The following is a 16,603-nucleotide window of genomic DNA, read 5'->3' as shown; positions in this document are numbered from 1 at the left end:
GAAGATCAAAACATTTCAGGATCACACCTTCAAAATTAAGTTTAGGCATGCCTGAATTGACCTATTAGTCTAATTTTAAAAAATAATTGAATAGAATTTTATCCTGCATGTACAAGTAAATCACAGCAGGCCTTCTGCAAAAATTGCATAAGCTTTATAAAAATTCAGAAAAGGTTTAAATTAGATTAGGCCTGTTTGGGCGGCGGGCAAATAACATCCAAAAAAACGCTGGGATAGCTGTGTGAATAATAATCTTTGGTGAATGTATTCCTCTGTAGGTATTGTATGCTGGCATAATTAGAATTATGCTTTTCCAGATTGAATTCCAGATTGATTTGATTTTTAGAAGAACTCTCTTCTTCATTTACATTAAAGGCAAACGATATGTCTACAGAATTATCAATATAGGCCACAATGGTTGGAGTAGCAATAAATGCCATAAAAATAAAACTTAGAATGTAGGCCCACATTTTCATAGCGGCAAAAATAATGAGAAATGTTTTTAACTAAAAAGAAAAAGTCATACTTTAATGTTAAACTAATATTGATACAACTTATAGTTGCTTCAAATAATCGCCTTCTATCCAGCCCTGGGTGCCGTTAGAAAGCTCTATTTTAAACCACCCCTGATAATCTTCCAGCACCTTGGTTTTGGTTCCGGCATGAAGACTAAATGCCGCATCGCCCCTTTGTGAGGGTTCGTTTCTTACCGGGGCTTCGTCAGCAAAAATAATCGCAAATTGATTATTAAACTGAATTTCCTGTTGCTGAAATGCGAAAAAAACCGACATACCTCCTAATACGAAAACAAACATCGCCAGGCCAAAGAAAATGCGTTTCTGCAAAGATGTCCTGCTAAAGTAATAGAGTAGAAACAACACCACAAAAATCACCGATAAAGCAATAGCTATAAAGGCCCAGGTATTGTATGAGAAAGTAGAGATAAAGCTATTAATAGTCTTTTGAAAACCGGTTTCCTCTATTACCGGAATATCATCAATAGTCATGCTTCGTGCAAACTCTATATTGTTTTGTACATCTTCATCAGTAGGGTCTAACTGGAGCGCTTTCTCAAAATAATAAATGCTGGGCGCTACATTATTTAGCTTATAGTATGCATTTCCCAAATTATAATAAACCGCTACCGAAGTCTCTCCGTTTTCAAGGATCTTTTCGTATTTGCTTACCGCAGTTTCAAAATCGTTATTGGCATAGGCTTCATTGGCCTCTTCAAAAAGCGCTGTATTTTGGGCCTGCGCCAAAGAAGATAAAAATAGGAGCAATATCAATACCTGTTTTTTCATACTACAAATCTTTATCAAGTTTGGAAATTACTTTCACCGCTTTATCATAATCTTCGTGTTGTGCGGTATTGGAGGCAGGTGTATAACGGGCAAATTCGCAACTTTTTAATACCGCAATAAATTCTGCTGAAGTTTCACTGGCAACATTTTTTTCATTCAGGACTTCTAAAATCCTTTCTTTGCTCATTTCAGAGGTTTGTATATGTAACTTCGCCTTTAAATAATTATGCATAGCCCGCTCTAAAGCCTCATAGAAACTTTGTTGATCACCAAGGTTCTTCTTTGCTTCCGAAAGATATTTTCGAGCCAGTTTATCGGCTTTCTTCCTTTTGCTTCCGGTAACATCGGCTGCTTTGGCCTCTCTTCTTTTTCCGAATAAAACAACTAGCGGAATTGCAGCAAAAGGCAGAACTAAAGACCCCCAAAAGGTCCAGGACCTAAAAAATGCCTGCTGCTCTAAAGGTTTTAAATTAGTAGCTGTTTTTATAAACCTAAATTGCTCTGAAGGAAGGTTTAAAGCTTGCTTATTGTTTCCAGCAATAGTATTCCCCCCCGCCAACGCTGGGCCTTCTTCTACGTCTATTATAATCTCCTGGGAAGACAGGCTCTTATAGGTTTCGGTTTGTGGGTCAAAATAAGAGAAATTAAGGGGTTTTATAGGATATTGCCCTTTTCTTGTTGGCACAATGGTGTAGTTGTCTATTATACTTCCCTGTTTCCCATTAAGCGTAGTGGTTACGTTTTCTATTCTTTCGGGACTATACATTTCTAATGAAGAAGGTACTTCCAGCGCCGGTAATTCAAATAAATTTAAATTTCCATTTCCTCTAATTTCCACTTTGGCCTCTAAAGATTCTGAAGCTTTTAGTTGGTCTTTATTCGTACTTACATTCAGGCTGAATTTTCCAACCGCACCGTTAAATCCGGCGGGTTTGTTCCCCGGTAAGGCTTTTACATCTATGGTTCTGGTGCCGGCTGCCACCGTTTTATTGATGGTTTTATAAATCCTACTTCCAAAAATATCACGCCTGTCACTGGGCACATCTACCGAAACCGACAAGGTAAGTGGCTCTAGCTCCAATTTTCCGGTTTTTTGCGGATAAAGCACTGCTTTTTTAAGGACTACATAACGATAAGGCTCTCCCTGATATTCTCCATTTTCGGGCCTTAATTCCCTTATTTCGATATTCTGACTCCAAAAATCTTTAAACTTAGGACTATCTACCTCTCTAAAATTACTAACGCTAATTCGCGGACTCACATAGAGTTTATAAATTACCGTAATCCCTTCATTTAAATAGGGTGTTGCATCAGAAACTTCTGCCACCAAATGTAAATTATCTGAAGCTATTAATTCTGAATTATCCCCATCCATAGGCTTATCTACCGCTGCGGTTACCTGGATATCTATGGGTGTTGTTTTATAAACCTTGCCATCTACGGTAATTTCGGCCTGGGCAATGGTTTTATTACCCCTTGAGTTAGGTTGTAAGTAATAGGAATAAGTTTTGGAATAAGTGCGGTTTCCATTAATCCAACGGTTACTCACCGCCTGGTTTGGCCCACCAACCACGGTAAATCCATCAAAAGAAGGTGGACGAAAGTTATCACCATCCTGATTCATCTCAAAATCTATCCTAAGACGTTCGTTTACCCCTAGTTTATTCTTGCTCACTTTAGCCTCGAATTTCACCTGGGCCTGCAAACCAAGGCCGGTAAAAAATATAACACTGAGTATTAAAAATTTCAACTTCATCTGTAAAATCCCTTTCTTTAAGATAAGTATGATTTTGGCAAGAAATATATCAAAAATTTTACCAATCTTTTTCAGATTTCACTTTGGCACCTTTTTGTTTTTCTGCATTTATTTTATCCTGTACTTTTCTTTCTTCATTGTTCATTGCCTGTAGCAAACGCTGTATTTGCTCTGGAGACAACTGTCCTTGCGCCGGCTGAGGTTGGGCTTGTTGAGGTTGTTTATCTTCTTCCTCCTGGTCTCCCTGCCCGTCGTCTGGCTGTTCTTTTTCATCCTGGTCGCCTTCCTGCTCTTCCTGATCTTTATCTTGTTGATCCTTATCTCCTTCGTTCTCTCCTTCTCCCTGATTCTCCTGATCTTGATTCTCCTGGTTTTCTTTATTTTCCTGATCCTGGTTTTGATCTTGATTCTCCTCGTCCTGGTTCTCCTGGTCCTGATTTTCGTTATCGCCTCCGTCCTGGTTTTGATCTTGTTGCTGCTGTTCCAGCATTTTTTTAGCTAAGGCCAGATTATACCGGGTTTCATCATCGGTAGGGTTATTTCTTAAAGCATCCTTGTAAGCCTCAACAGCTTCCTGATATTTTTTCTGCTTCATAAAAGCATTTCCAAGGTTATGGTTTGCTTTGTGTTTTGCTTCTTTTGTATCGGCAACCTCGGCAGCCTGCTTAAATCGTTGTGCTGCCTGCGGTGAATTTTCGCGGGTATAATACATATTTCCCATATTATACCTGGCAGTACTGTTTTCAGGATCTTTTGCGATGGCTTTCCTGTAAGCAGCTTCTGCTTCGGGAAAATTGTTTTCACCAAGGGCTTCATCGGCCTCCTTCATAAATTGCAATGCCTCTTTCCGGGCTTGTTCTCTATCTTTATCGCTTTGTTGTTGGGCAACAACCTGAAATGAAAACAAAAAGCCAAGAATTAAAAATACACTAGCTCTTAGAGAAGCCATAAGGTGTACTGAGAAAAGGGACAATTTGAGTTTAGGGCAAAATCCCAAAACCTTCAAGCCGCTATTATCGAGTAATATGTGTCTTAAAGAACCTTTCATTAGCTCACTCCCCCGTTTTTCTTTTTTCGTTGAATAAATTAAGTTTTCTAATCCAGCCGGTTTTACCTTCCAGCATAAATATATCTAACAACAGCAGTAAAATTGCCAAACCAACAAACCACTGAAACTGCGATTTATAATCGGCAAATTGCTTGGCCTCAAATTCTGTTTTTTCAATGCCAAGTAACTCTTCCTGCACTTTCTCGGTAACTTCTGCAGTGACACTCCCATCGATATATTGACCATTGGCCTCTTTTGCAATCTCTTGAAGAACACCAGGATCTAACCTGGTTATTACCGTTTCTCCCTGATTGTCTTTTTTATAATTTTGAACTACACCATTTCTTTTTACAGGGATAGGCCCGCCTTTGGTTGTACCTACTCCAACGGTATAAATTCTAATCCCGGCCTCTGAAGCCTGCCTGGCCATATCTTCAATATTTCCTCCATGATCTTCCCCATCACTAAGAATAAACATAACCCGGTTGGTTTGTTGATTATCATCAAAAAAACCAATGGCAAGGTCTATAGCATCTCCAATCGCCGTACCCTGGGAAGAAATCATATCGGTATTTAAACTCTCCAGAAACATTTCGGCAGCACCATAATCTGTGGTGATTGGCAGTTGCGGAAAAGCACTACCGGCATAAGCAATAATCCCCACACGGTCACTCCCTAAATCGCCAATAATTTGCCGAACTAATTGCTTCGATTTTTCTAAGCGGTTTGGAGCAATATCTTCTGCCTCCATACTTTTAGAAACATCTACCGCAAAAACAATATCTACCCCTTCACGCTTTACGGTTTCTAATTGAGAGCCTATTTTAGGATTTACAAGTCCTATTACAAGGCCACCCAATGCCAATAAAACCAGCAATAATTTTAGCAAAGGTTTAAAAGAAGACCTGTTAGGCGATAAATAGCTTAAAAGTTCTGGCCTGGCAAATTTAGAACGGGCGCGTTTTTGCCATATCCTAAAAATAAGGTACAACAGAAGAACCGCCGGTATAAGCAGTAAAAACCATAAATATATTTTCTCTTCTAAGATCATTAAACTTCCCTTCAAGTTTTAAATAAAACCTCTAAATACGGTATATCGCAAGGTTATTTCAAAAAGCAGCAAGCCCAATGCCAACAAAGCATAAGGCCTAAACTTTTCGGTATAATTATAATACCTGAATTCTTCAATTTCAGATTTCTCCAGGCTATCTATCTCTTCATAAATCTCCTCCAGTTTTTCATTATTGGTAGCCCTAAAATATTCCCCACCGGTATCTGCAGCAATTTGTTGTAATAATGCTTCGTCAATTTCTACCCTTTGAATCCCGTATTGAAATCTTCCGTTAGGTAAAGTTCCTACAGGTGTTAATGCATTGCCGTTACTTCCCACTCCAATAGTATAAGTTTTAATCCCAAATTCTACTGCGAGTTCACTGGCTATTTTAGGATCTATAAACCCTGAATTGTTTACCCCATCGGTCAATAAAATAATCACCTTGCTTTTGGCGTCACTATCTTTTAACCTGTTTACGGCAGTTGCCAAACCAGAACCTATTGCAGTACCATTTTGTAAAACATTGCTATACTCAATTTCCTCTATAGCCCTTAAAGCAATACTTTTATCACTGGTAATGGGCGTTTTAGTAAAACTCTCACCGGCAAAAAGCACTAAACCAATCCTATCATTTGGGCGGTTTTCAATGAATTCGGCTCCAACTTCTTTTACAGATTCAAGTCGGTTAGGCTCAAAATCACGCGCCAGCATACTTGCTGAAACATCTATGGCCATCACAATATCTATTCCTCGAATATTGCTGCTTTGCGTGGTAACATCTACGGTTCTTGGCCTGGCCATAGCAGTAATTAAGAGCGTCAAAGCCAGTAAACGCAATACAAAAAGCACAGGTTTTAGTTTTGAAAGCAGGGATTGCTTTACTTTAAAACCTTTAACGCTAGAAATTTTAAGCTCTGGAGTTTGCTTTTTACGCTTCCAGAAATACCAGGCTATTGCCGGCAAAAGCAGCAATAACAACCAGAAAAATTCCGGATTTTCGAATGTATAATTAGCAAACATTACTTAATCTAATTTTTTAATTGAACCGAATTCTCAATACGTTGTGAAATTTCTTCGGCATATTCATCTCCTTCATTAAAGACTACCATAATTTGTTGAAAACCGCCATTGGCACCAAAATTTAAAATGGCATATTCCTTTATAATCGGCCCGCCGGTTACCGGGTTTTCAAGATTAAAAGTTCCGAACACTTTTATTCCTTCGGTATTATTTATAGTAGAAAAATCTTCCTGCTTTATAATAATATTCCTGGCCCCTCTGGCTTCCAGGGAGGTATAAATACCATCTACGGCCTTTTGCAAATCGAAATCGCTTTGTGGATTTACAGGGCCGGTAATGAGTAAAGTATATAAATTTCCTTCAAGCGTTCCCGCATCAAAGGTTTCACTGCCCAATAACATTTCCTGGAGTTCATCATTACGATCTACCGTTTTTCTTACCAAAACTTCGGGAGTGATAATGCTAACCTGGGGCGTACCGTACTCACTTCTAATCCAATCGCCTTCCAGTAATTCTTTGGTTTCATTCCCTAAAACCGAATCTTTTACAAAGTCAAAACCTTTAGTATTTATAAGCACCGTAATTACCACAAGTGCTGCAATTATTACTCCCCCAAGTATTGCAATAATCTTATTTCTTCTTTTTCGCTGTAGTTTTTCCTTTCGGTAATTCTCGTCCTGCATCAATTCCTCCTCGGTTGGTTCAGGAACCACCTGCCTAACATCTTTTATAAAATGTTCTACTTTGGTCCTATCGCTTTTTGCGGTAATCACATCGGGCCTGGAATTAGCAAATTTGGCCAAATCGGCACGTTTTAATAACTGCTGAAGATTGCCTATAGACGTATCTTTTAAACTTAATTCCCCTGCTTTTTTTCTTAATTCCAGATAAGCAATAAGCTCTGAAGTAGTGCTCTCCAGTGCCCTGTCGTAAATCTTCCTGTCCAGGTATTTCCTAACACTAAAAGTAAGCTGTGAGTAGTACTCCTTTATTTCCCTATCGGGCAATAAAGAAGAGTTGTCAAGCTGTTTTAACTCAAGCATTGCCTGTTCGTATGGAGGTAATTCAGGCACTTCTTCCTGCTTTTTCTTTTTTCTTCTGAGGAAATAAAAAGCAACACCAAGCAATACCAGAGCGGCCAGAAGCCACCAAATCCACTTTGGAAACTCAAAGCCTTTCGGCACATCTACTGCCGGTTTTATAGGGTACATTTTCTGCCGGGTGGTATCTACCTTTACATTGGCTACCTCAAGCCTAAAAGAATCGGTTAAATATTCCCGGTTTTGAATAATTACTTTTTGCTGCGGGATAGTGTAAGCTCCCGAATCGAACTGAGTAAGCGAATATTTTTTTAAAAGTTTAAACCTATCTTCAACCGTGGTAGTATCGGCCCCTAAAGATTCCACCATTTCCATAGGCTTGAAAGTTTGTCCTTCAGGAAAAACTACCAAATTGGTAGAATCGGTTTCTACTTCAATACTAAAGATAATTTGCTCGCCAATTTTTATAGAAGTAGAGTCTATTCCAGCATTTACTTTTGCTTGCTGTGCAAAAGACAAAAAAGGAAACAACAAGAAAAGCAGCAAACTTGCCGCCCCAAACTTAAATGTAGTTATTAAAGACTTTTCCTTCATTCTTTCTAGCCTCTTCTTTTAAAATAACCCAATAATTTCTTCACATAACTTTCGTCTACTCGGTTATTGATCACCCCGGCACCACTAAGCGTAAAACTTTCATTAAAATAAGCTGCGCGACCTCGATAATATTCGGCATAATTCCTTCTAACCGCTTTTGAACCGGTGTTTACCGTTACTAACTCTCCGGTTTCCTCATCCAACATTTGTACAAGGCCTAAATTAGGGATTTCCTCCTCAGCCGGGTCAAAAACCCTAATCCCGGTAACATCGTGTTTATTACCTGCAATCTTTAAGGTTTGCTGGTACTCATCGTCCATAAAATCAGAAAGCATAAAAACAATGGCCTTTTTCTTCATGACGTTAGAAAGATATTTTATGGCCGCCGCTATATCGGTTTTTTTAGATTGTGGTTTAAACTCTATTAACTCCCTTATAATTCGCAATACGTGATACCGCCCTTTTTTAGGCGGAATATAAAGCTCTATTTTATCAGAAAAAAGCATCAGCCCAATCTTATCGTTGTTTTGGGTGGCCGAAAAAGCCAAAGTGGCTGCAATTTCGGTAATAACCTCTTTTTTTAGCTGATTTTTTGTTCCGAAGAATTCAGAACCTGAAACATCTACCATAAGCATCATGGTAAGTTCACGTTCTTCTTCAAAAACCTTCACAAAAGGCTCGTTATAACGAGCGGTAACATTCCAGTCTATATTTCTAACATCGTCCCCAAACTGGTATTGTCTCACCTCACTAAAAGTCATTCCACGACCTTTAAAAGTAGAATGATATTCCCCGCCAAAAACGTGATCGCTCAAACGCCGGGTTTTTATTTCAATCTTTCTTACTTTTTTTAAGAGCTCTTTGGTATCCATTTTTTAGTGTGCAGTATGCTGTCTCAGTTTGCAGTATTCAATATAGATAAGTAGATGCAGTATACAATTTAGTATTTAACAGTACAGCTACCAACGCAACTGGATACTGCTAACTTTTTTCTACGGAACTTCTATCTCGTTTACTATCTTGTTTACAATATCCTCTGAAGTAACATTTTCTGCTTCGGCCTCGTATGTGATTCCAATTCTATGGCGAAGTACATCTAAAACAACAGCTCGTACATCTTCGGGAATTACATACCCACGGCGCTTAATAAACGCATAGCATTTTGCAGCTCTGGCCAGGTTAATACTTCCCCTCGGGGAGGCACCAAAGCTTATTAGCGGTTTTAGATCTTTTAAATTATATTTTTCGGGATTACGGGTAGCAAAAATAATATCCAGGATATACTTTTCTATTTTTTCATCCATATACACTTCCCGCACCGTTTGCTGCGCACGCAAAATTTGCTCTATGCTTACCACAGGGTTCACCTTTGGAAATTCACCCTTTAAGTTGGCACGCATAATTAGTTGTTCGTCGTTAATTTCAGGATAGTCTATAACGGTTTTCAACATAAAACGGTCTACTTGCGCTTCAGGCAATGGGTAGGTACCTTCCTGCTCTACCGGGTTTTGGGTGGCCATTACTAAAAATGGTTTATCTAAGATAAATGTTTCTTCCCCAATAGTCACCTGTTTTTCCTGCATAGCTTCCAGCAAAGCCGATTGTACCTTGGCTGGAGCCCGGTTAATCTCATCAGCCAATACGAAATTGGCAAAAATGGGTCCTTTTTTAATACTAAAATCATTTAATTTCATGTTGTAGATTAGTGTTCCTACAACATCTGCCGGCAGAAGATCTGGTGTAAACTGAATTCTGCTAAAGCTACCGTGAACAGCCTTAGAAAGCGTATTGATAGCAAGTGTTTTGGCTAAACCGGGAACACCTTCAAGCAAAATATGGCCCTGCCCTAACAAACCAATAAGCAAGCGCTCCATCATGTGCTTTTGCCCCACTATTACCTTGTTTACTTCGGTATTTAGCAAATCTACAAAAGCGCTCTCCCTCTCAATTTTTTCATTTAAACTCGCTATATCTACAGAGGCGTTGTTATCTATCATTTTATTCGTATTAAAGACCTTAAATTCGTGTCGCAAATTGGAAAATTATTAGCGTATAGGCTGTTAATGTATGGTTAAAAAACAAAAAAGCGGCCTTTATTAGCCGCTCTTTTTTTAGATAGGAATAATTTTATCTATTCCAAATAAATTGTTTCAAGATCTACAGGAGTGTCTTCCTCTACTTTAACATTATCTATTGTTTTCACCTCCAAGCCAGTTTCAGCATCTGGAGTAACGGTTACTTTATAAGTTCCCGCGGGAACGCCGTGTAATACAAAGTTTCCAGCTTCATCTGTATAAGCCGAAAGGGTATAGCTTGCATTCTGGGCTTTTACTAAAGACTTTGTTTCGGTAGGATGTATTTCGCCCACAATAGAACCCGTATTGGCCATCGCCATCATTCTAATTACCGGTTTTAGAATATAACCTCCGTTTCCTGTGGTTACCACAGATTCATCTACATCAAAATCCAAAAGGTATTCATAGCTTTCCCCTGGCTCAAGCTCTTGCTCTACCTTTAATTTTAAACCAGACTGCTGTGCACTTGGGGTAGCCATAGGAATTTCTACTCCATCTACCACTACAGCATTATCGGGTCCTAAAATCAATCTTACCTGATCAAGGTAACCAGCCGGAATTTCTACATCGGCCAATAACTGAGAGACCCCTCCGGTTAATTGCAAAAGATCATAACGTCCTGCTTCTACGTTGGCAAGGCTTTCCCATTCAGCTTCCTCTTCACCAACAGGAGCTTCAGTTTTAATCATCACGTCCTGCACATCTACCCAAACCTGGTCGTAATCACCGGGAGCATCTGTCATTCTAAGGGTTAACTGGGCGTTTCCTTCTACTCCTCCATTTTCATCATCATCGCTACAACTTGTAAATCCAAAGGCAACTACTGCTGCAAGCAATAAACTTTTTAACTTAAGGTTTTTCATTGTTTATATCTTAATTAGGTTAATTAATTGTTTAGTGAGCAAAACGCAGCACATTGAAAGAAATTATATCTTAAACCTGAGATTAACTAAATTTAACACGACTTTAAACGACATGTTTAAAGTTAGGCTACTTACTTATAATTACTTTAGTGACTAAAAAAACCTACTAAGATAGCATTGATTACCAAAATGGCATGCTAAAAAATAAAAACGCGTCTAGATGCATTAAAAGAGGGGGGGGGGATTTTAGGTTTTGCACAATAAAAATAACAGTCTAACAATAGCTATATTACAATTGAAAAATATAATTTATGATATATATACTTACAAAAACTAATAAGGAAGGGAGCCTAACTTTTAGTAGAAACGACAAATAAATTATGATCAACAAACGGCTTTTAATAAAAAATCTACTTGCTCACAACGATGAGAACAGTTTTTATGACAAAAAACTGAAGCTTAATATAGGTGAGAAAGAAGGAAAAGCCAAATTCCTAAAACACGTTTGCGCCCTTTCTAATTCTAACCCCGAAAACAATTCTTATATCGTTATTGGCGTAAGAGATGAAGACAATAGTATTGTTGGCACTGATTTTTTTGATGACAGTAAAATTCAGAATCTCGTAAATGCCTATTTAAGCAATCCGCCTTTAATTTCTTACGAGAATATCCCTTTTCCGCACCTACCAGGTAAACTGGTTGTTGGACTGGTAAGTATTAGACCAAATCATGGAAAAATATGTTCGCTTAAAAAGAACATTTGGAAATATTATGGGGGTTCGGTCTTTTTTAGGGAAGGAAGCATTAGTATGCCTAAGGTTTTTGATGTAAAAATTAAAAATGTGAACTCGGAAATAGTTGCGGCCATAGAAAAACATTCCCACAACAATATTGAGTTAACCCTGGACGGGGTATTCGATTTTCTTCAAAAAAGAAAAGACTATAACGCTACTTATAAAGTTTTTAAAGAATATTTTGTGGTTTGTTGGGCCGGAAAAAAGATAAAATCACAAGACGAAACTTTTTACTCCAGGGTAGATATAGAACTAATTAACGAACAGGTGAAATTGTTCTATTCAGATATGGACCAGGTAAGCATTAGCCTTTCTAACAACGAGTTTAAAATCCTTGAATATGTGCAGTTAGGCCTGCACGATAAGTATAAATTTTATCCGTTAGAAGAAGTTATTATAAACTTTAAAGATAATGTTAGTTACGATATTGAAAGTAAGCTTTTGTTTGAACCACCAAAGTTCGACAAAAAGACACTTTATCATATTTACAACACAAACAATAGCCTGGTTGAAAGACTAAAAAAGAAGCTTAAACTAAACAATCAACAAAAAAAAGACCTTAAAAATTTACCTTCCACCTATTTGCTTTGTTATTTAAATAATTTTGAGCAGGCCATAGATAAGATGGAAGAAGCAAAACCATATTTAAAAGAATACAGTCGGGAGGTTTATAATTACTATAAAGAAAGTATGCGAATTTTAAGAAAAGTAAAATACAATTAAAATGGGTAGAAATATTGCTATTGGAGACATTCACGGAGGGCTAAAAGCTTTAATACAACTACTGGAAAAAATAGAGGTAACCCCAAGCGATAAGTTAATATTTCTGGGCGATTATGTAGACGGCTGGAGCGATTCGGCCAACGTGGTTTCTTACCTTATAGATCTCGCAAAACAAAATACCTGTATTTTTTTGCGCGGCAATCATGATGATCTTACCCATCGCTGGCTGGAAACCGGAGAATTCAATGAAAAATGGCTGCAGCACGGCGGGCAATCCAGTATTGATGCATACAGGGATTTTTCTTCAGAAGAAATAGAAGCACATCTCAGGTTTTACAATCAGATGCTCAATTACTATATCGACGAGGAAAACAGGCTTTTTGTACATGCCGGGTTTACCAACCAACACGGCCCGGAACAGGAATATCACCAAACAGGATTTTATTGGGATAGAACTTTGTGGGAAATGGCACTCTCTATGGATGGGTCTATTAGCCCAAACGATACAAATTATCCAAAACGATTTCAAATTTTTGATGAAATTTTTATTGGACACACCCCGGTAACCAGAATCAATGAAACCACTCCCATAAAACGGGCCAGTGTTTGGAATTTAGATACCGGTGCAGCCTTTAAGGGCAAGCTCTCGGCTATGGAAGTAAATACAAAAGAAATTTGGCAAAGTGAACCTGTTTATAAATTTTATCCAAGTGAAAAAGGCAGAAATTAAGACGAATTTACCACAAAATGCCTTTTCTCTTTTTATCTTTGTAACTCTAGGATTTTAGGCTTTATTTGCAAGTAAAAATTTTTAAACAGCATATTTTAAATCCAATTCTTGCTTAAGAGTTGATTAATACCGGCAGAATTTTTAGATTTCTGCTTCAAAACAAACTGAAATGGCCCTCGACAATATTAGATTAGAAGTAATGAATACCGTTGAAAAACAGGTAGACGATTTCATTGAAAAATATCTTATTCCAGTAGAAGATATTTGGCAACCTACAGATCTTCTTCCAAACTTACAGGGAGAAAATTATATGGATCAAATTACCCAAATTAGGGAAGAAGCAAAAGAGCTTGAATACGATTTTTGGGTAGTTTTAGTGGCCGATATGGTTACCGAAGAAGCATTACCAACTTATGAGTCCTGGCTTATGGATATGGAAGGGGTAGAACAGCATGGGAAAATGCGCGGTGAGGAAAACGCCTGGTCTAAATGGGTTCGCCACTGGACCGGTGAAGAAAATCGCCACGGAGACACCCTAAATAAGTATCTATACCTATCGGGAAGGGTAAATATGCGTGAGATTGAAAAGACCACACAGTATTTAATAAACGATGGTTTTGATATTGGCACCGGTCGTGATCCTTACAAAAACTTTGTATATACCAGTTTCCAGGAGCTAGCAACCAATATTTCACACAAGCGAGTTGGGCAGTTGGCTAAAAAGAAAGGCAATAAAATGCTGGGAAAAATGTGTAATATCATCGCAGGAGATGAGATGAGGCACTATATGGCCTACCGGGAATTCGTAAAAACAATTTTTGAACATGACCCCAGTGAAATGATGTTGGCTTTTCACGATATGATGAAGAAAAAAATCGTAATGCCGGCCCAATTTCTAAGGGAAAGCGGTCAGGGTATTGCCGAAGCTTTTGAAAATTTCTCGAACGCAGCACAAAGACTTGGCGTTTATACAACCTACGATTATATAGAAATCCTTGAAAAACTAAACGGTTATTGGGAGATAGATAAAATGCGCTCATTAACCGATGAGGCCGAAAAAGCAAGGGATTATTTGATGAAATTACCAGATAGAATGCGAAGAATTGCAGGAAGAATGGCTATCCCGGAAGATCAATACACCTTTAAATGGGTAGAAGCCAACGGAAGGCTATAATCATTTGAAAAATTTATAAAATAGGAGGCTGTCTGAAAAGTCAAAATCGTCATCCTGAATTTAGTTCAGAGCCTGCTCCGAAATTTATTCGGAGATCTAATATGTTGATAATTAAATGACATGTTAGAAGCTGAAACGAGTTCAGCTTGACGAGAACAAACTTTCAAACAGCCTCTTTTTATTGAGCTATAATTAGTGATCAAGAGCTTAAGCACGCTCTGCTTTCCAAACTTTATAGGTAATCAAGTCTTTTTCAATGAGATTTAGACAAAACGCAATTACTGCCGCATCGTCCAAATACCCAACAATTGGAATAAAATCTGGGATTAGATCTAATGGCGAAAGCACGTATAGCAAAGCTCCACCAATAGCCGCAACTACATTAAAAGGGACTTCCCGGTAATTTCCGCTTGCGTAATCCCGTAATAAGTTAAAAAGCAATTGCGCATCATCTACATATCGCTGCAATTTCCCTTTACTTTCAAATTTAGATTTTATTTCCTCCTCATCTTCCAGCACCCCATGTACATCTTCCTCTTCAAAATTCTCCTGCCGTTTTTGATGTTCCTGTTTTATGGTTTCATCATCAATTTTACTCATTGCTCATCTTTTTTTTGGATGACCCCAAAATATAAAAATATTATGGAAGGCCTATTTATGAAAGTGCTAAAATCTGATAAAAAAAACCTCACAGCTTTAAAAAGCTGTGAGGTTTTTTTGGTTTATAATTCCAACCTGGCTTGCTTCGTCATTCTGTCCCGAAGCATCGAAACAGGGTTACGGCAATAACTTCTCAAAAAATTCCTAAAAATCCTTACAAATCAAATTTAATCCCTTGTGCCAAAGGCAGCTCGGTAGTATAATTAATCGTATTGGTTTGTCTTCTCATATATATTTTCCAGGCATCAGAACCGGATTCTCTGCCGCCCCCGGTTTCTTTTTCACCGCCAAAAGCCCCCCCAATTTCAGCACCTGAAGTTCCTATATTTACATTGGCGATCCCGCAATCTGAACCTTCTACCGAAAGAAAACGCTCTGCTTCCCTTAAATTGTTGGTCATTATTGCTGAAGAAAGCCCCTGCACTACCCCATTTTGCAATTCCAGGGCGTTAGAAACATCTCCAGAATATTTCATAATGTAGAGTACCGGCGCAAAAGTTTCGTGCTGCACAATCTCAAAATCATTTTTAGCTTCGGCAATTGCCGGTTTTACATAGCAACCGCTTTCATAACCTTCACCTTCCAGCACACCGCCTTCAACTAAAATCTTACCGCCTTCTTCCACTACTTTATCCAATGCGTTCTGGTAATTTTTCACAGCATCTTTATCAATAAGCGGCCCTACGTGATTATTTTCATCTAGCGGGTTTCCAATACGCAGTTGCTTATAAGCTTTTACAATAGCATCTTTTACCTTATCATAGATAGATTCGTGAATAATTAATCTTCTGGTAGAAGTACAACGCTGCCCACAAGTTCCCACAGCTCCAAAAACAGCACCGATTACCGTATTTTTAATATCGGCATCTGGCGTTACGATTATGGCGTTATTTCCACCTAATTCAAGAAGCGATTTTCCTAACCTTGCGGCCACGGCCTGGGCAACTATTTTTCCCATTCTAATAGAACCGGTAGCCGAAATTAACGGCACTCGTTTATCGTTGGTCATCATTTCACCCACTTTATAATCGCCGGTGATCAATGAAGAAATCCCTGCCGGAACATTATTTTCAGCAAAAACTCGAGCAGCAATATTTTGACAGGCTACAGAAGTTAACGGAGTCTTTTCTGATCCTTTCCAAACGCAAGCATCTCCGCAAACCCAGGCTAAAGCAGTATTCCAGGACCAAACAGCAACGGGAAAATTAAACGCCGAGATAATTCCAACCACTCCTAGCGGATGGTATTGCTCGTACATTCTATGCCCCGGGCGTTCAGAATGCATGGTTAATCCGTGCAATTGGCGTGAAAGTCCAACTGCGAAATCACAGATATCTATCATTTCCTGAACTTCGCCCAAACCTTCCTGGTATGATTTTCCCATTTCGTAAGAAACTAATTTACCAAGAGGTTCTTTTAGCCTTCTTAATTCATCATTAAATTGGCGAACCACCTCTCCTCGCTGTGGTGCCGGCCAGGTGCGCCATTCTTTAAAACCTGCCGTAGCTGTGCTAATTACCTTTTCATAATCTTCTTTGATCGTGGCTTTTACTTTTCCAATAAGCGCACCATCTACCGGAGAATACGATTCAATCACATCACCGCTACTAAAAAAATCTTTTCCGGTAGACGTTCCGTTGTTGGTTTCCTGCAATCCAAGATCTTTTAAAGCTTGCTTAATTCCGAATTTTTCTGCTATTTCACTCATTAAGTTGTAAATTTTATCTGTTCTTTTGTGTGTTTACTGCTAAAATAACAAAATTAAAGA

The 16,603-nt window shown here is 38.4% G+C and carries 15 protein-coding genes; 3 read left to right on the top strand and 12 right to left on the bottom strand.

The genetic code is table 11. The features are described from left to right. Nucleotides 1-185: 185 nt before the first annotated feature. From GUB10_RS13305 to GUB10_RS13260, 10 genes are all read right to left on the bottom strand, one after another. A complete protein-coding gene (locus tag GUB10_RS13305) occupies nucleotides 186-440 on the bottom strand; it encodes a hypothetical protein (RefSeq protein WP_193711951.1) in 255 nt (84 codons plus the stop codon). A gap of 114 nt (nucleotides 441-554) precedes the next feature. After that, nucleotides 555-1,304 carry an SH3 domain-containing protein gene (locus tag GUB10_RS13300; RefSeq protein WP_193711950.1) on the bottom strand — a complete coding sequence of 250 codons (750 nt, stop codon included), beginning with the start codon at nucleotides 1,302-1,304 and terminating at the stop codon, nucleotides 555-557. Nucleotide 1,305: 1 nt separating this feature from the next. After that, nucleotides 1,306-3,060, bottom strand: coding sequence for a BatD family protein (locus GUB10_RS13295; RefSeq protein WP_193711949.1), 1,755 nt, complete (start codon nucleotides 3,058-3,060; stop codon nucleotides 1,306-1,308). 58 nt (nucleotides 3,061-3,118) lie between these two features. Continuing rightward, complete coding sequence (locus GUB10_RS13290; protein WP_193711948.1) at nucleotides 3,119-4,009, bottom strand: tetratricopeptide repeat protein; 891 nt, start codon at nucleotides 4,007-4,009, stop codon at nucleotides 3,119-3,121. A gap of 103 nt (nucleotides 4,010-4,112) precedes the next feature. Continuing rightward, nucleotides 4,113-5,159, bottom strand: a complete 1,047-nt coding sequence (locus GUB10_RS13285) for a VWA domain-containing protein (protein WP_193711947.1) — start codon at nucleotides 5,157-5,159, stop codon at nucleotides 4,113-4,115. A gap of 18 nt (nucleotides 5,160-5,177) precedes the next feature. Next, complete coding sequence (locus tag GUB10_RS13280; protein ID WP_193711946.1) at nucleotides 5,178-6,182, bottom strand: VWA domain-containing protein; 1,005 nt, start codon at nucleotides 6,180-6,182, stop codon at nucleotides 5,178-5,180. An 8-nt stretch (nucleotides 6,183-6,190) separates the two neighbouring features. After that, nucleotides 6,191-7,816: a DUF4381 domain-containing protein gene (locus GUB10_RS13275; protein WP_193711945.1), complete on the bottom strand. Its 1,626-nt coding sequence runs from the start codon at nucleotides 7,814-7,816 to the stop codon at nucleotides 6,191-6,193. A 5-nt stretch (nucleotides 7,817-7,821) separates the two neighbouring features. Continuing rightward, nucleotides 7,822-8,688: a DUF58 domain-containing protein gene (locus GUB10_RS13270; protein ID WP_193711944.1), complete on the bottom strand. Its 867-nt coding sequence runs from the start codon at nucleotides 8,686-8,688 to the stop codon at nucleotides 7,822-7,824. 120 nt (nucleotides 8,689-8,808) lie between these two features. Then, nucleotides 8,809-9,813, bottom strand: coding sequence for a MoxR family ATPase (locus GUB10_RS13265; RefSeq protein ID WP_193711943.1), 1,005 nt, complete (start codon nucleotides 9,811-9,813; stop codon nucleotides 8,809-8,811). Nucleotides 9,814-9,947: 134 nt separating this feature from the next. Continuing rightward, complete coding sequence (locus GUB10_RS13260) at nucleotides 9,948-10,754, bottom strand: DUF4382 domain-containing protein (RefSeq protein WP_193711942.1); 807 nt, start codon at nucleotides 10,752-10,754, stop codon at nucleotides 9,948-9,950. A 380-nt stretch (nucleotides 10,755-11,134) separates the two neighbouring features. Between GUB10_RS13260 and GUB10_RS13255 the strand changes: the two genes are divergently transcribed. From GUB10_RS13255 to GUB10_RS13245, 3 genes are all read left to right on the top strand, one after another. Next, nucleotides 11,135-12,271: an ATP-binding protein gene (locus GUB10_RS13255; RefSeq protein ID WP_193711941.1), complete on the top strand. Its 1,137-nt coding sequence runs from the start codon at nucleotides 11,135-11,137 to the stop codon at nucleotides 12,269-12,271. 1 nt (nucleotide 12,272) lies between these two features. Further along, nucleotides 12,273-13,001, top strand: coding sequence for a metallophosphoesterase family protein (locus GUB10_RS13250; protein WP_193711940.1), 729 nt, complete (start codon nucleotides 12,273-12,275; stop codon nucleotides 12,999-13,001). A 169-nt stretch (nucleotides 13,002-13,170) separates the two neighbouring features. Next, a complete protein-coding gene (locus GUB10_RS13245; RefSeq protein ID WP_193711939.1) occupies nucleotides 13,171-14,175 on the top strand; it encodes an acyl-ACP desaturase in 1,005 nt (334 codons plus the stop codon). Between the two features lie 207 nt (nucleotides 14,176-14,382). Here the strand turns inward: GUB10_RS13245 and GUB10_RS13240 are convergent, their stop codons facing one another. Next, nucleotides 14,383-14,775, bottom strand: a complete 393-nt coding sequence (locus tag GUB10_RS13240) for a YkvA family protein (protein ID WP_193711938.1) — start codon at nucleotides 14,773-14,775, stop codon at nucleotides 14,383-14,385. A 214-nt stretch (nucleotides 14,776-14,989) separates the two neighbouring features. Further along, nucleotides 14,990-16,543, bottom strand: a complete 1,554-nt coding sequence (locus GUB10_RS13235) for an aldehyde dehydrogenase family protein (protein WP_193711937.1) — start codon at nucleotides 16,541-16,543, stop codon at nucleotides 14,990-14,992. Between the last annotated feature and the right edge of the window lie 60 nt (nucleotides 16,544-16,603).

It is taken from the genome of Salegentibacter sp. BLCTC, assembly GCF_015143665.1.
Taxonomy (GTDB): domain Bacteria; phylum Bacteroidota; class Bacteroidia; order Flavobacteriales; family Flavobacteriaceae; genus Salegentibacter; species Salegentibacter maritimus.
This window is presented reverse-complemented; position numbering and strand designations above follow the sequence as displayed.